This is a genomic window from Rhodovulum marinum, assembly GCF_004343075.1.
Taxonomy (GTDB): Bacteria; Pseudomonadota; Alphaproteobacteria; order Rhodobacterales; family Rhodobacteraceae; genus Rhodovulum; species Rhodovulum marinum.
The window spans coordinates 112,236-125,776 of sequence record NZ_SLXP01000006.1 but is presented as its reverse complement, the minus strand read 5'-3'; the positions used below and the strand labels follow the sequence as shown (position 1 = coordinate 125,776).

Below are 13,541 nucleotides of genomic sequence, written 5' to 3'. Positions count from 1 at the left end.
GCTGCGCGCCTTGCTTCAGTCGCAGGCGGCGTTGTCCGACGTTGCGCAGATGCGTGCCATTCGGCGCGCCTCGGCGATCTCGGTCTCGGTCATCCGGGCGGCGACCCTCTGGCGATAGGCTGCGGCGCGGTTCAGCACTTCGGCTGCGATCCAAGGGTAGTCCGAGCCGACGCCCTGACGGTTCTCAGCCGCAATGTCGTACCACATATGCGCCCGCGCAGGGTCCAGCGGCACGCCCTCGCCACTCTCGTACATCCAGCCCAATCCGATCTGCGCCTTGGTGCGGCCCTGTTTTGCGGCCCGCCGGAACCAATCTGCCGCCTCGGAGTACTCCTTGCTGCGGCGATACATCAGGCCGAGCAATTCCTGGGCGACCGGGTCGCCGGCTTCGGCCGCCGGGGTCCACGCTTCGATCTCGTTGCCGAACTCTTCCGCGAACGCGCCCGTGCAGGTCATCACGGCAGCCAGCGCCAGGCCCAGCCTACATGCGGTCATCCAGTTTACCTTCCTATTGCGCAGCTCAGCGGGAAACTGACACCCGAGAGGTAGAACACGCAGTCGCGGGGACCAGCCCGATTGGCCCTCCGCCCCCTGCCCTCATGTCGGCGGGATTGAATAGGTCAGCCCAGCCCGCGCAACCGCACCCTCAAGCCCATCCGAGAAGATCATAGCATCGCCCACGGCAAGCACCCTACCCAGCTTCAGCAGTCGCGCGTCGCAAATCAGGTCGCGATCCGCCGCCGGTTTGCGCATGAAGTCGATGGAACAGTTCGTCGTGACCGCCAGCGCCTTGGGGCCAATCATCGCGAGGATCGCCAGGTAGATCGAGACGTCGGCCAAGGCGAACATCGACGGCCCCGACACCGTTCCCCCGGGGCGCAGGTGGCGTTCGGCCACCGGCATCCGCACCCGCACCACCATCGGTGTCACCTCCTCGAGCACGAAATCATCACCGACCTGTGGAAAGTCACGCGCAAGGAAGGCCTCGAGCGCGGCTTTGTCCATCGCAAGGTTCATCCCCTTCCCCCCTCTTCCTTTGCCGCATAGTCTTTGCCGCAAAGGTGAGGAGAAACAAGATGAGCGAGATCCTGATACGCGAGGATGCAGGCGGCATTGCCACGCTAACGCTGAATGCGCCGGAACGGCTGAACGCCCTGTCCGACGCGATGCTGGCGGCCCTTCAGGCGCAGATCGACGCGCTGAGCGACGACCGCGAGACCCGGGTGGTGATACTCAAAGGCAACGGCAAGGCATTCTGCGCCGGCCATGACCTGAAGGAAATGCAGGCTGGCCGCCAGGCCGAGGATGGCGGCCGCGCCTATTTCGCCGATCTCTTCGCGCGATGTGCGCGGGTAATGACGGGGCTCATTCGGCTGCCGCAACCGGTTATCGCCGCGCCCCATGGCATCGCGACTGCTGCGGGCTGTCAGTTGGTCGCCTCTTGCGATCTCGCGGTGGCGGCGGAGGGCACGCGTTTTGGCGTGAACGGGGTCAATATCGGGCTGTTCTGTTCCACGCCCATGGTTGCTTTGTCACGCAACATACCCCGAAAGCAGGCCTTCGAAATGCTGACCACGGGCGCGTTCATCGAAACGGACAAGGCCGAAGCGCTTGGCCTTATCAACCGTGCCGTGCCCCACGAGGAACTGGACAGTGAAACCCACGCTCTGGCGGAGACGCTTGCGAAAAAGTTGAATTCCGCGGTCCGGATCGGCAAGCGCACCTTCTATGAGCAGCTTGAGCTGGGTCTAGATGCGGCCTATGCCCATTCCGGCGCGGTCATGGTGGAAAACATGATGTGGCGTGATACCGACGAAGGAATCGCCGCATTCATCGAAAAACGCCCGCCAGATTGGCAGGCGTGACAACGTGGATCGGGGCCAGGCGGTTGCCCGCCCGGCCCTGATCGCGAGAGTGTATTATTCAGCAGCCATCTGCATTGCCGGCGTCGCTTCGGCGGCGGCCTTCTCGGCCTTGCGCTTGCGCGTTTCGGCCAGTTGGTCTTCGGTCTGACGCATGTTGATGTAGGCGAAGGCGACGACAAAGCCGATCGTGCCAAGAGCGAGGGGGCCGATGATATCCATGTTTCAGTTCCCTTTTGTTGTAGCTGGTTATGCAGGGAATACGGGTCGTCTCTGAAACCGGATCACAGGTGTGGAGAAAATTTTGCAATTTCATGTGCATACTTGGGCATACCATTGATTAAAGGCTTGAGTGGGAACGTGAATTGGACGCGCAGCCGCAGAGATCAAACGAATGTGAACGCCGCCCAGTTCGAGAAAAAAGTACCGCTCTGCCCCGGCACGGCCCTATTTCACCAGAATTATGACGATCAGGAAAAACACGAGAAGGCCGATAACCCCGGCATTGGCGAACAGGAGACTGCCAAACAAAAGAGCCGCCAGAACGGCCACCACGATGATCGCCTGTTCATAGCCCGGCCTGCGCGAGACGCGTTCTTCGATTTCCTCGGGCGTATAACGGCGTATCACTCCGCCAAGAATGGCGAAGGCCACCCGCCGGGCACTCTGCCACAGCTCGCCGAAGAGTGTGTCGCGCCGCATCATGTCGCCTTGTAACAGCGCATCCGCGCCGATTCCAGTCCGGAGACCGGACCTTTACAAAGCGTAGAGCGCGCCGAACTTCGCGTCGAGATATTCGAGCAGGGGCCCTTCGTGGGGCGCGAACCCACAAGCACGTTCGATGGTCTCGGCTGGCGTGTACAACCCTCCGGGGCACTGAACATGCTCGCGCAGCCAAGCGGTGGCGGGTTCCGCGTGGCCCCTGGCAAGATCGTCGTCCAGCGTTGGAACATCGGTGCGAAGCGCAGTGAAAAGGCAGCCGGCATAGACGTTGCCCAAGGCATAGGTGGGGAAATAACCGAAGAGTCCCACCGACCAGTGCACATCTTGCAGCACCCCGTTCGAGGGCTTATCGACCGCAACCCCGAAATCGGCCTCGAAGCGCGCATTCCATGCTTCTTCCAAGTCGGCCACCTCCAGCCGACCGGCGATCAGGTCGCGTTCCAGATCGAAGCGAAGCATGATGTGCAGGTTGTAATGTACCTCGTCCGCCTCGGTGCGGATATAGCCGGAATGGACGCGGTTGACGGCGGCATAAAAGGCGTCGGCATCCGCCGCGCCCGAGCCGCCGAAAAGTTCAGACATCCGGTGGTATAGCCAGCCGCAGAACGCGCGTGACCTGCCCAACTGGTTTTCGAAGATGCGGCTTTGGCTTTCGTGAACGCCCATCGACACGCCCGCGCCCAGCGGCGTAAGCATATAGGCCGGATCGATCCCCTGCTCATAAGCGCCGTGGCCGACCTCGTGCAGCGTTGAATAAAGGCAACCCAGCGGCTCGACCTCGTCCACGCGGGTGGTGATGCGCACATCCGTACCAGACCCGCTGGTGAACGGATGCACCGACTGATCCAGCCGCCCGTGCCGCCAGTCATAGCCAAAATGCGTGGCAACCTCTCGCGCCAGGATCATCTGGCTTTCGGCAGGGAAGCGTCCCGAAAGGACAGCAGGGTGCCGATCGGCCTCCATGATACGCTCGCGTAGTTCCACAAGGCGCGGCCGCATCCGGTCGAAGATCGTGCCGACACCGGCAGCAGTCGCGCCCGGTTCGTAATCGTCCAGAAGCGCATCATAGGCGTCGCCACCACCGGCCAGCGCGGCGGCCTCTTCGCGTTTCAGCCGCACGACTTCGGTGAGCACCGGCAGGAAATGCAAGACGTCGTCGGCCGCCCGCGCTTCGGCCCATATGCCCTGGGCGCGGCTCGTCACCCGCGCGATCTCGGCCGACAGCCGGTCGGGCAGACGCAGGGCGCGGGTGTAGCTGCGTCGAATGTGCCGGATCTGCGCACGGGCCACATCGTCCAGCGCGCCCTCATCCACCGCGGCAAGCCAGTCACCGATCCGGGGATCGCTGCGCCGGGCATGCAATACCGATTCCAGCGCGCCCATCTCATCGGCGCGCTGCTGGGCTGCGCCCCTGGGCATCACCGTCTCCTGGTCCCAACCCAGCCGCCCCATCACCTGCCCCAGCGCTTCGGTCTCGCGCTGGAAGGCCATCAGCTCGTCGAATGCGCTCATACGATCAACCCCGGATCGTGGATTGCTGTACGGGGTATTGCGCTAGGAACCGCGCGCGCAGCACGAGGGTCCAAAGCGTGATCGCCCCGATCTGGTGCGCGACCGCGATGGGCCATTGTGCCGCGAAAAGGATCGTCCCGATCCCCAACGTGGCCTGCGCCAACGCCATCAACGCCACGTGATCGAAGGCGCGGCGGGTACGGCGGTAGGCACTCTTGCGCCCGATGAACCATGTCAGAAGGCCCACAATCACCACTAGGTAACCGTTCATCCGGTGGATGAACTGCACAAGCGCGTGGTTTTCGAAGAAGTTCCGCCAAAGCGGCTCGATGTAGAACGGGCTCGGCGGGAAGAACCCGCCGGCCATCAGCGGCCAGTCGGTATAGGCCCGGCCCGCATACAGCCCCGCCACCTGCGAGCCCAGCAGTATCTGCAGAAACACCAGCAGCATCAGTGCCGTGGCCATCCTGTAACCCGTCCGATCTCGCACCCGGCGCGCCTGCAGCAGGTCTGCTTCGCTACGGGCCAGCTTGAAGATGAACCAGGCCGTTACCCCTATCAGCGAAAAGCCGAAACCGATATGCAGCGCCATTCGATAGGACAGGAAATCGAAAGGCGGCGGCGCGATGCCGGCGCCCCCCATCAGCCAGTCCGCCGCACCCAGCAACAGGATCAGCACGCCAAGGCCGAACAGCCTCGGCGTCCAGCCCTTGGGCATCTTGCCGGCCGCAAGAAATCCGACGAACCCCACCGCCCAAAGAAAAAGCGCCGTGGGAGCCAACTGGCGAGAGCCCCAGCCCCACCAATAGGCAAGCTGGAATTCATCCAGCCCCATCCCGTGCGCCTCGCCGCGATACACGGGGCTGTCGCGGAACCGCTGGAAGGCGGCCAGCCAGTCGCCCGGATCCAACGGCGGCAACGCACCGAACAACGGGTTCCAGTCCGGCATCGGTACCAGCATCTCGGTCAGCCGGGCAAAAGCACCGATAACCAGCATCGCGGCGACGATCAGGAACAACATCATCAGCCACAGCCGCACCGCTCCGCGCGCCCCGCGCCGGGCGGCACGGTCGATCACACCGGGTTGCACCACGGGTCGCTCGCGCGGGGCCTCGGTGCCGACCTCCTCGAAGATGTTGCGCTTCTTTGTCATGAGTTCCCTCTCGGTCGGGCGCGCTTGCAGCGCCCCGTATCGGGTGTGACGCGAAGAGTAGGGCCCGCGCGGTGAGCCTTCAAGTCACTCACCGCGGTCACGGGCCCGCGTCAATTGACGCAGCATGCCGTGGAAGACCTGCACATCGGCTCGGGTCAGCGGCATTCGGCTCCATAGGTTGCGCAGGGCAAGCTTCATGCCGGGCGCCTTGGTGTCGGGGAAAAAGAATCCCGCGTCCGACAGGCGCACCTCGTAATGCTCGGCCAGTTTCTCGACTTCCAGCGCACTGGCCGGTTCTGTTCCGGCCAATTCCATCCGTTCGGGCAGGATGTCGGCTGTCTGGCGACGCCATTCATAGGCCGTCAGCAACACGCATTGCGCTAGGTTGAGCGATGGGAAGCCAGGGTTCACAGGCACCGAGACAATGGCATTCGCCCGCGCGATGTCATCGTTTTCCAGTCCCGCACGTTCCGGTCCGAACAGCACCGCAACGCGCCGCCCTTGCCCTGACATCGCACGGGCCTCTGCCATCGCACGTTCGGGCGTCAAGATCGGCTTGGTCAGCCCCCGCCCCCGCGCCGTGGTGGCCAGAACGAAGTCGCAGTCGGCGACCGCCTCGGCGGTGGTGGCATGGATCGCGGCCCGGTCCAGCAACCGCCCCGCGCCACTTGCCAACGCCACCGCCCGCGGGTTCGGCCAGCCATCGCGCGGATCGACCATCCGCATCCGGTCCAGGCCGAAATTCCACATTGCCCGCGCTGCGGCGCCGATATTCTCGCCCATCTGCGGGCGGACCAGAACAAAGACGGGTTGTGCAGGGTCGGACATATACGGGCCTTATACTGGATCGGCCGGTGTGATACGCCGCCCCCCGCACGCTGGCAAGCCAAAGCCCGGAACCGCCACATACGTCCGTCCGCATCGCCATAGCCAAGCCCGCCAAAGCCCGCTATAGGGGCGAAAACCCGCGAGGAGCCCGCGAATGGCCGAGATCGAGCATCCCCAGATCTACCTGATCACCCCGCCCGCCTTCGACCTCGACAGCTTTCCCGACCGGCTGGCGGCGGTGCTGGACACCCACCCCGTGGCCTGTCTTCGCCTGGCACTGGCCACGCGGGACGAGGACGCGGTGGCGCGTGCCGCCGACGCCCTGCGCGACATCGCCCATACCCGCGATGTTCCCCTGGTGATCGAGGCACATCTTGGCCTTGTCGAACGCCTGGGGTTGGACGGCGTGCACCTGACCGACGGGTCGCGCAACGTCCGCAAGGTGCGCAAGGCCCTGGGCGCCGATGCCATCGTCGGCGCCTTTTGCGGGAACTCGCGCCATGACGGGATGACAGCAGGAGAGGCGGGCGCCGATTACGTGGCGTTCGGGCCGGTGGGCGAAACCGGACTTGGCGACGGCACTCGGGCCGAGAAGGATCTTTTCGCATGGTGGTCTGAAATGATCGAACTGCCTGTCGTCGCCGAAGGCGCGCTGGACGAGAACTTGATCGCAAGCCTTGCGCCCGTTGTGGATTTCTTCGGCATCGGCGAGGAAATCTGGCGCGACAAAGATGCGTCGGCCGCTCTTGCCCGACTTCGCGCCGCGATGGGCTAGGCAGCAAGGTTGGATTCCACCACTGCCGGACAAAGCGTCCTTTAAACGCCTTGCGCTCGCGACTCTGGCATTGCACATCGCACGGCGTCTTCGCAGGCTTTGGCCAATGCCTTGCGGTCGGAATGGTCCGACACCCGGACCGGAGCGTGGTAAACGATTTCCACACCACCTTGGGGGCGAGCCGCCAGTACCTTCAGCAGGTGTTCGCCAAAACCCATGTCTCCCCACCAGGCGTAAAAGGCGGGGTGTTGACCCGGGGGTGCGGTATAGATCACCGTGACGGGCTGCACATGCAGGATGTCATGCAGGCCCTCGGTGAAGAACGCCGCGAAAAGCGTGGTCTTGAACGGCAGCACCCGACGCCCGTCGGTCGAGGTGCCCTCGGGGAAGAACAAGAGCTTGTGACCGGCTTTCAGCCTTTCCTCGAAAAGATCGTTATGTGTGCGGGCCTCACGACGGTCACGATTGATGAACACCGTGCCCGTCGCCCGCGCCAGCCAGCCGATCCCCGGCCAGCCTGCCACCTCGGCCTTTGAGACGAAGTAGATCCGCTTGCGCGCGTTCAGTGCAAAAATGTCCAGCCACGACGCGTGATTTGCCACCACCGCGCCGCGCTGGCGCATCTGCCGGCCGCGCACCGTGTAGCGCATTCCCAGAATAACGAATGCCATACGGCAGACGAATTGCGTGATGAAGGGCGTGAGCGGACGATGCCAGCCGAAGAGAGGACGTTCCACCAGCCGTGCTAAGAGCAACACCCCCAAGCAGCCAAAGGTCACGCCACCCAGCGTCAAACCCCGCCAGGCCACCCGCCACCATCCACCGGGCCCGATCGGCGGCGAGGGTGGCGGGGCGGCCCCGCGCCAAGTACTCATCCACGGCCGCGCGTATAGCGCGCGGTGCTTTTGGCATTCATCTGTGCGGTGTCCATCACCAGACACACATCCACCGTGTTGAACGCCCGATCGACATAGGCCCCCTCACCCACAAAGCCGCCAAGCCTGAGATACGCCTTGATCAGCGCGGGCATCGCCAGCATCGCGGCCTTGCGATCGATCTGCCCGGCCGGTACCAAGTCCATGCGCTGGAAATGATCCTCGACCGCCCGCACCCGCAGCGGCGGCGGCGCCAGAAACCGATGATGCAGATAGGCTAGCGGTTCGGCCAGCGCATCGACATCCGTACCGTGAAAGCTCGCCACGCCGAACAGCACCTCGATCCCGCGATCCAGCACGTAACCGGCCAACCCGTTCCACAGGTGATACAGGGCGGTGCCCCCGCGATAGTCTTGATGAACACAAGACCGCCCCAGTTCAAGCAGCCGCCGACCGCTTTGCTTCAACACTGACAGATCGTATTCGTCTTCGGAATAGAACCGCCCCAACGCCGCCGCCCGCTCCGAAGTCAACAGACGGTACACACCGACAACGTGGTCCAGCGAGGCGCAATCGCGCCGGGTATCCACGAGGATCAGGTGATCGTAATGGGGATCGAACGCATCGCGTTCCAGGCGCGCCACATGGTCGACGAGCGGCCCGTCGCCGCCCAACTCCTCGACGAAGACGGCATAGCGAAGCCGCTGCGCCGCAAGCAGGTCCGCCTCTGTCTCGGCAAGGCGCAGTTCGAAATGGTCCTCGGGCGGGTGCATCGGCAGGAACTCCCGTATGCCGGCGCGGTTCACTCGGCGCCTTCTAGGGGCCCAGCGAACGAAGCGCAACAATGGCGGCATGGGGCGTATAGGACAGTCCTGTTAAGCCTGCGTTAACCAACTTCCGGCAGCTTGCCGAAAACGCCTGTTCAGGACTCGTAAACCGGCATGAGCTCGACCCGTTCCCCGTCGATGACCAGCTTGCCAGCTTCACGGAAATTCACCGTGATCCGATCGCCGATCACCGATTGCACCTGGCCCGTACCCCAATCGGGCCGGCCCGGATGCCGCACCAGCATTCCCGGCTCGAGAACGGAGTTCAGGGGCTTCATCGGCGCACTCCTTATCTGCCGCCCAAACGGGAGGACGCCCCATGGCTGACCTCACCGCGCTCGTTGGCTCGCGTATCTGCCACGATCTTATTAGCCCGATTGGCGCGATCGGCAACGGGATGGAACTCCTTGCGATGTCCCCCGGTGTGGCCGGACGCGATGAACTCGCCTTGATTTCGGACAGCGTGGCACGTGCCAATGGCCGGATCCGGCTTTTCCGCCTCGCGTTCGGCGCGGCGGGCGAAGGCGTCGATGTCGCGGGCGGCGAACTGATCGGCATTCTGAAGGATTACTATGGCGGCAGCCGGATCGAGATCGCCGCCGATCCGCCGGCCGCGATGCCGCGCGGCTTGGCCAAGGTGGCACTCCTTGCGGTGCTTTGTGCAGAAACCGCGCTTGTCCGGGGCGGTCGTATCGCACTCAGCTGGCAGGCCGGTGAGATCGCGCTGACCGGAGAAGGGCCGCGACTTCAGCTCGATCCACGCCTCTGGGACCCGATCGCCGAAGGGCGCGCGCCCGATGACGGGCTCAGCCCAGCCGAGGTCCAGTTCGCCTTGCTGCCCGCCGCCGCGCACCAGGCAGGCCGGACCCTAAGCCTGTCCCGTGGTGAAACCCGCTTCGATCTCGCCCTCTGAGACCTTCCTAGATTTTCCTGGCCCCGCAACTTCCCACTTCCATTGGCGGCCCGAGGACGCGTCAGCGTCCGCGCCACGCCCAACGCCGGACCAGCGCGGCAAAGCCGTGCACAGGCCGGGGGCTGGAGCGCCCCCGTGCGTTCAGGGTCGAACGGTACCCTTGCCGTCGACAAGGTACTTGAAGCTCGTCAACTGTTCTGCCCCGACCGGACCACGTGCATGCAGCTTGCCCGTGGCAATACCGATCTCGGCACCCATCCCGAATTCTCCCCCATCGGCGAATTGCGTGGACGCGTTGCGCATGAGGATCGCGCTGTCCAGTCGCTCGAAGAATCGAGCCGCCGCCGAGTCATCCTCGGTCAGGATCGCGTCGGTATGCCCCGACCCGAAACGGTGGATATGGGCAATCGCAGCATCGATGTCGTCCACCACCCGGGCGGCGATATCCATGTCCAGATATTCATGGCCCCAGTCTGCGTCGGTCGCGGACATGGTCCCCGGCAGCCGCGACAGACTCGCGTCGGCATGCACACGAACCCCCGCGCTCACCAGCGCAGCCACAAGATCGGTGCCCAGTGTGTTCACCACGTCCCGGTGCACCAGCAGGCATTCCGCCGCGCCGCAGATCCCCGTTCGCCGGGTTTTGGCGTTCAGCACCACGTCGAGCGCCTTTTTCGGGTCGGCGTGCTTGTCGACATAGATATGCACGATCCCTTCGAGATGGGCAAAGACAGGCACCCGGGCCTCGCGCTGGACAAGCCCCACCAGACCCTTTCCTCCACGCGGTACGATCACGTCGATGGTGCCAGTCATCCGCAACATTTCGCCCACCGCCGAACGGTCGCGGGTGGGTACACGCAGGATCGCGTCCTCGGGCAAGCCCGCGACGCGAAGTCCTTCGACCAGGCAGGCATGCAAAGCCCCCGAGGAATGGAAAGTCTCGGAGCCACCGCGCAGGATCACGGCATTCCCGGCTTTCAGGCACAGGGCGCCGGCATCGGCCGTCACGTTCGGACGGCTTTCGTAGATCACTCCGATCACGCCCAACGGTGTGCGCACCCTGCGAATATGCAGGCCGCTCGGCGTGTCCCACTCCACCATCACCTTACCCACCGGGTCGGGCTGTGCGGCGACGGTGCGCAACCCAGCGACGATGCCCCCAATCCGCGCCGGATCGAGTTTCAGCCGGTCCAGCATCGCCGGGCTCAGCCCCTTGTCGCGGCCGAACTCCATATCCTTCTCATTGGCCTCGAGAATTTCCGCCTCTCGCGCGGCCACCGCTTCGGCGGCGGCCTCCAGTGCGCGCGTCTTGGCGACCGGATCGGCAAAGGCAAGCTCCGCCGCCGCGGCCTTTGCACGCGTGCCCAGATCGGACATCATCGCGGGAATGTCGGTCTCGTCTTTCATGTCGCCATGTCGTCCCTGTGGATCAGCGCCGCCCGCCCGGGGTAGCCCAGGATCGCCTCTATGTCACCCGAGCGGCAGCCCCGGATCAACCGCGCCTCGGCCGCGGTATAGCGCGCAAGACCCGTACCCAGCCCCTGCCCCTTGGGGCCAAGAATCACCACCGGATCGCCGCGCCCGAAATCGCCCGTCACCGCCGTCACCCCAGCGGGCAAAAGCGACTTGCCCTTGCCAAGCGCCGCGGCAGCGCCCGCATCGACCGAAATCGTTCCGCGCGGCTTCATCGCCGCGATCCAGCGCTTGCGTGCGGCCTGCGGGTCCCCCTTGGGCCGAAACCAGGTCGCAGCAGCCCCATCTTCAAGCGCCTTGATCGGCCGCAACACCGCACCCTGGGTGATCGCAAGCGCACAGCCCGCCCCGGTGGCGGTCTTGGCAGCCATCAGCTTGGTCTTCATGCCACCCTTGGACAGACCGGATCCGGCATCACCCGCCATCGCCTCGATCTCGGGAGAGATCTCCTCGATCAGGTCGAACCGGCGTGCAGACGAGTCGTTGGAGGGGTTTGCCGTATAGAAGCCGTCGACATCGGACAACAGGATCGCGACATCCGCCCCGACCGTAACGGCGACCTGCGCCGCCAGGCGATCGTTGTCGCCATAGCGAATTTCATCGGTCGCGATGGTGTCGTTCTCGTTCACGATGGGCACCACGCCAAAGGAAAGAAGCGTTTCCATCGTCGCGCGGGAATTCAGATAGCGCCGCCGGTCGGCCGAGTCCTCCAGCGTCACCAGAACCTGGCCGGTGGTGATCCCATGGGGTGCAAGGCAATCCTCGTAGGCGCGCGCCAGACGGATCTGGCCGACCGCGGCCGCCGCCTGGGACTGTTCCAGCGCCAGCGTACCCTGCCCCAGCCCCAGCGCGCCGCGCCCCAGTGCAATCGACCCGGACGAGACCAGGATCACGTCCGCGCCGCGCGCCTTCAGCATTGCCACGTCTTCGGCCAGCGCGTGCAGCCAGTCGGCGCGCAAATCGCCGCTTGCCCGATCGACCAGCAGCGCCGAGCCGATCTTGACGACGATGCGTCGCGCGGATGTCAGGGACGCCAAGGTTCGCGCTCCTCACCCGCCGCCTTGTGGCGCAGCCGGTCCTCGTCGATCTCGGCGCGCAAGGCGCGCAGAACCTCGGTGACGCCCTCGCGCGACACGCCCGACATCATCAGCACCGGACTGCCCACGAGCCGCTCCAGTGCGGCCTTCTTTTCGGCCCGCTCCTCGTTGTCCAGCGCGTCGACCTTGTTCAGGGCGGTGACCCGCGGCTTGTCGGCGAGATGCCCACCATAGGCCTCGAGTTCATGAATGATCGTGGCGTAATCCTCGGCCACATCGTCCGATGTCGCATCGACCAGGTGAAGCAGCACCGCGCAGCGTTCTACATGGCCCAAGAAACGGTCACCGATCCCCCTGCCCTCATGCGCCCCGGCGATCAGACCCGGAATGTCGGCGATCACGAATTCCACCCCGTCGACACCGACAACGCCCAGGTTCGGGTGCAGAGTGGTGAACGGGTAATCGGCGATCTTGGGCCGCGCGTTCGAGGTTGCGGCCAGGAACGTGGACTTGCCCGCGTTCGGCAGGCCCAAAAGGCCGGCATCCGCGATCAACTTGAGCCGCAGCCAAATGGTCCGCTCGACGCCATCCTGCCCGGGGTTGGCGTGGCGTGGCGCCTGGTTGGTCGAAGTCTTGAAATGCAGGTTGCCGAAGCCGCCATTGCCGCCCTTGGCCAGCAAGACCCGCTGACCAAGCTCGGTCATGTCGGCGATCAGCGTTTCTTCGTCATCTTCCAGAATTTCGGTGCCGACCGGCACGCGCAGCACGATGTCGTCGCCCGACGCGCCGGTCTTCTGGCTGCCCTGCCCGGCCTTGCCGTTCTTGGCAAAAAAATGCTGCTGGTAGCGGAAATCGATCAGGGTGTTCAGCCCGTCGACGGCCTCGGCCCAGACATCACCGCCTCGCCCGCCATCGCCGCCGTCAGGCCCGCCATACTCGATGAACTTTTCCCGCCGGAAACTGATGCAGCCGTTGCCTCCCGCACCCGAACGAATGTGGACCTTTGCGAGGTCAAGGAATTTCATGGCTGGCCTCGAATGCAACGCGGAACAGGCGATAGTGGATATTGGGCGCGGGCTCAAGTCGCGCCAGCGACCGGCCCATGCCCCGGCCGGTCGGTTCAAAGCCAAGTTTGGCCAGCACCCGGGCCGACCCGGGGTTGTCTGCGAAATGGTCCGCGGCAATCACGTCTAGCCAGCGGAACCGTGCAAAACAGGCGGAAACAAATGCATGCATGGCTTCGGTCGCATAGCCCTTGCCCCATTCATCTGGATCCAGGAAATAGGCCAACGCAGCGGGCGCACCACCCAGCCCGCAAACCCCGATAACCCGGCCGTCATGCCGCCCTGCAATGCCAAGCCGAAACCCGACATCACCACGGAAACGCGACCTCGCGATCCAAAGCGCGCGCGCTGCATCGGGCCACGGCACCGGGATCGTTCCCATCATCGGGGCCACACGAGGATCGGTGGCGATCCGACCCAGCGCGGGACCATCCTCGGCCTTCAGCGGCCCAAGTGCCAGGCGCGGCGTCTCGACCCGGAACTCAGACGCTGCCCCCAT

General features: G+C 64.6%; 17 protein-coding genes. 3 read left to right on the top strand and 14 right to left on the bottom strand.

What is annotated here, in order from left to right; genetic code table 11:
• Window positions 1-15: 15 nt before the first annotated feature.
• Window positions 16-495, bottom strand: a complete 480-nt coding sequence (locus EV662_RS10855) for a tetratricopeptide repeat protein (RefSeq protein ID WP_132462186.1) — start codon at window positions 493-495, stop codon at window positions 16-18.
• A gap of 102 nt (window positions 496-597) precedes the next feature.
• The gene (locus EV662_RS10850; protein ID WP_132462185.1) at window positions 598-1,017 is read right to left on the bottom strand and encodes a PaaI family thioesterase; all 420 of its coding nucleotides are present in this window, start codon (window positions 1,015-1,017) and stop codon (window positions 598-600) included.
• Between the two features lie 59 nt (window positions 1,018-1,076).
• Between EV662_RS10850 and EV662_RS10845 the strand changes: the two genes are divergently transcribed.
• Window positions 1,077-1,865, top strand: coding sequence for an enoyl-CoA hydratase (locus tag EV662_RS10845; RefSeq protein WP_132462184.1), 789 nt, complete (start codon window positions 1,077-1,079; stop codon window positions 1,863-1,865).
• 54 nt (window positions 1,866-1,919) lie between these two features.
• On the opposite strand, the gene EV662_RS19540 is transcribed toward EV662_RS10845, so the two are convergent.
• From EV662_RS19540 to EV662_RS10825, 5 genes are all read right to left on the bottom strand, one after another.
• Window positions 1,920-2,084 (bottom strand): hypothetical protein, encoded by a 165-nt coding sequence (locus EV662_RS19540; protein WP_165915580.1) that lies wholly within the window; start codon window positions 2,082-2,084, stop codon window positions 1,920-1,922.
• Window positions 2,085-2,309: 225 nt separating this feature from the next.
• Window positions 2,310-2,567: a hypothetical protein gene (locus EV662_RS10840; RefSeq protein WP_132462183.1), complete on the bottom strand. Its 258-nt coding sequence runs from the start codon at window positions 2,565-2,567 to the stop codon at window positions 2,310-2,312.
• Between the two features lie 51 nt (window positions 2,568-2,618).
• Window positions 2,619-4,097, bottom strand: a complete 1,479-nt coding sequence (locus EV662_RS10835) for a carboxypeptidase M32 (protein ID WP_132462182.1) — start codon at window positions 4,095-4,097, stop codon at window positions 2,619-2,621.
• 4 nt (window positions 4,098-4,101) lie between these two features.
• Window positions 4,102-5,250 carry a COX15/CtaA family protein gene (locus EV662_RS10830; protein ID WP_132462181.1) on the bottom strand — a complete coding sequence of 383 codons (1,149 nt, stop codon included), beginning with the start codon at window positions 5,248-5,250 and terminating at the stop codon, window positions 4,102-4,104.
• Between the two features lie 84 nt (window positions 5,251-5,334).
• The gene (locus EV662_RS10825; RefSeq protein ID WP_132462180.1) at window positions 5,335-6,078 is read right to left on the bottom strand and encodes an RNA methyltransferase; all 744 of its coding nucleotides are present in this window, start codon (window positions 6,076-6,078) and stop codon (window positions 5,335-5,337) included.
• A 154-nt stretch (window positions 6,079-6,232) separates the two neighbouring features.
• Here EV662_RS10825 and EV662_RS10820 point away from each other — a divergent pair, with 154 nt between their 5' ends.
• Window positions 6,233-6,853, top strand: coding sequence for a thiamine phosphate synthase (locus EV662_RS10820; RefSeq protein ID WP_132462179.1), 621 nt, complete (start codon window positions 6,233-6,235; stop codon window positions 6,851-6,853).
• Between the two features lie 41 nt (window positions 6,854-6,894).
• Here the strand turns inward: EV662_RS10820 and olsA are convergent, their stop codons facing one another.
• From olsA to EV662_RS10805, 3 genes are all read right to left on the bottom strand, one after another.
• Window positions 6,895-7,728, bottom strand: coding sequence for a lyso-ornithine lipid O-acyltransferase (olsA, locus tag EV662_RS10815; RefSeq protein WP_132462178.1), 834 nt, complete (start codon window positions 7,726-7,728; stop codon window positions 6,895-6,897).
• Window positions 7,725-8,501 carry an L-ornithine N(alpha)-acyltransferase gene (gene olsB, locus EV662_RS10810; protein ID WP_132462320.1) on the bottom strand — a complete coding sequence of 259 codons (777 nt, stop codon included), beginning with the start codon at window positions 8,499-8,501 and terminating at the stop codon, window positions 7,725-7,727. Before olsB ends, olsA begins: the two co-directional genes overlap by 4 nt.
• Window positions 8,502-8,650: 149 nt before the next feature.
• Window positions 8,651-8,833 (bottom strand): DUF3553 domain-containing protein, encoded by a 183-nt coding sequence (locus tag EV662_RS10805; RefSeq protein WP_132462177.1) that lies wholly within the window; start codon window positions 8,831-8,833, stop codon window positions 8,651-8,653.
• A 41-nt stretch (window positions 8,834-8,874) separates the two neighbouring features.
• On the opposite strand from EV662_RS10805, the gene EV662_RS10800 reads away from it, so the two are divergent.
• On the top strand, window positions 8,875-9,468 hold the full coding sequence (locus EV662_RS10800; protein ID WP_132462176.1) for a histidine phosphotransferase family protein: 594 nt from the start codon (window positions 8,875-8,877) through the stop codon (window positions 9,466-9,468).
• Window positions 9,469-9,609: 141 nt separating this feature from the next.
• On the opposite strand, the gene EV662_RS10795 is transcribed toward EV662_RS10800, so the two are convergent.
• Genes EV662_RS10795 through EV662_RS10780 form a run of 4 tightly spaced genes read right to left on the bottom strand, consistent with a single transcriptional unit; the run spans window position 9,610 to window position 13,541 of the window.
• The gene (locus tag EV662_RS10795) at window positions 9,610-10,875 is read right to left on the bottom strand and encodes a glutamate-5-semialdehyde dehydrogenase (protein WP_132462175.1); all 1,266 of its coding nucleotides are present in this window, start codon (window positions 10,873-10,875) and stop codon (window positions 9,610-9,612) included.
• On the bottom strand, window positions 10,872-11,978 hold the full coding sequence (gene proB, locus EV662_RS10790) for a glutamate 5-kinase (protein ID WP_132462174.1): 1,107 nt from the start codon (window positions 11,976-11,978) through the stop codon (window positions 10,872-10,874). Before proB ends, EV662_RS10795 begins: the two co-directional genes overlap by 4 nt.
• Complete coding sequence (gene obgE / locus EV662_RS10785) at window positions 11,966-13,003, bottom strand: GTPase ObgE (protein WP_132462173.1); 1,038 nt, start codon at window positions 13,001-13,003, stop codon at window positions 11,966-11,968. The genes proB and obgE overlap by 13 nt, the downstream gene beginning before the upstream one ends.
• Window positions 12,990-13,541, bottom strand: coding sequence for a GNAT family N-acetyltransferase (locus EV662_RS10780; RefSeq protein ID WP_132462172.1), 552 nt, complete (start codon window positions 13,539-13,541; stop codon window positions 12,990-12,992). Before EV662_RS10780 ends, obgE begins: the two co-directional genes overlap by 14 nt.

Coding starts and splice junctions, on each gene's coding strand:
- EV662_RS10825 (WP_132462180.1), bottom strand. CDS start 6,078: ATGTCCGACCCTGCACAACCCGTCTTTGTTCTGGTCCGCCCGCAGATG.
- EV662_RS10845 (WP_132462184.1), top strand. CDS start 1,077: ATGAGCGAGATCCTGATACGCGAGGATGCAGGCGGCATTGCCACGCTA.
- EV662_RS10780 (WP_132462172.1), bottom strand. CDS start 13,541: ATGGGGGCAGCGTCTGAGTTCCGGGTCGAGACGCCGCGCCTGGCACTT.
- EV662_RS10835 (WP_132462182.1), bottom strand. CDS start 4,097: ATGAGCGCATTCGACGAGCTGATGGCCTTCCAGCGCGAGACCGAAGCG.
- EV662_RS10800 (WP_132462176.1), top strand. CDS start 8,875: ATGGCTGACCTCACCGCGCTCGTTGGCTCGCGTATCTGCCACGATCTT.
- EV662_RS10820 (WP_132462179.1), top strand. CDS start 6,233: ATGGCCGAGATCGAGCATCCCCAGATCTACCTGATCACCCCGCCCGCC.
- EV662_RS10795 (WP_132462175.1), bottom strand. CDS start 10,875: ATGAAAGACGAGACCGACATTCCCGCGATGATGTCCGATCTGGGCACG.
- obgE (WP_132462173.1), bottom strand. CDS start 13,003: ATGAAATTCCTTGACCTCGCAAAGGTCCACATTCGTTCGGGTGCGGGA.
- EV662_RS10840 (WP_132462183.1), bottom strand. CDS start 2,567: ATGATGCGGCGCGACACACTCTTCGGCGAGCTGTGGCAGAGTGCCCGG.
- olsB (WP_132462320.1), bottom strand. CDS start 8,501: ATGCACCCGCCCGAGGACCATTTCGAACTGCGCCTTGCCGAGACAGAG.
- EV662_RS10855 (WP_132462186.1), bottom strand. CDS start 495: ATGACCGCATGTAGGCTGGGCCTGGCGCTGGCTGCCGTGATGACCTGC.
- olsA (WP_132462178.1), bottom strand. CDS start 7,728: ATGAGTACTTGGCGCGGGGCCGCCCCGCCACCCTCGCCGCCGATCGGG.
- EV662_RS10850 (WP_132462185.1), bottom strand. CDS start 1,017: ATGAACCTTGCGATGGACAAAGCCGCGCTCGAGGCCTTCCTTGCGCGT.
- EV662_RS10830 (WP_132462181.1), bottom strand. CDS start 5,250: ATGACAAAGAAGCGCAACATCTTCGAGGAGGTCGGCACCGAGGCCCCG.
- EV662_RS10805 (WP_132462177.1), bottom strand. CDS start 8,833: ATGAAGCCCCTGAACTCCGTTCTCGAGCCGGGAATGCTGGTGCGGCAT.
- EV662_RS19540 (WP_165915580.1), bottom strand. CDS start 2,084: ATGGATATCATCGGCCCCCTCGCTCTTGGCACGATCGGCTTTGTCGTC.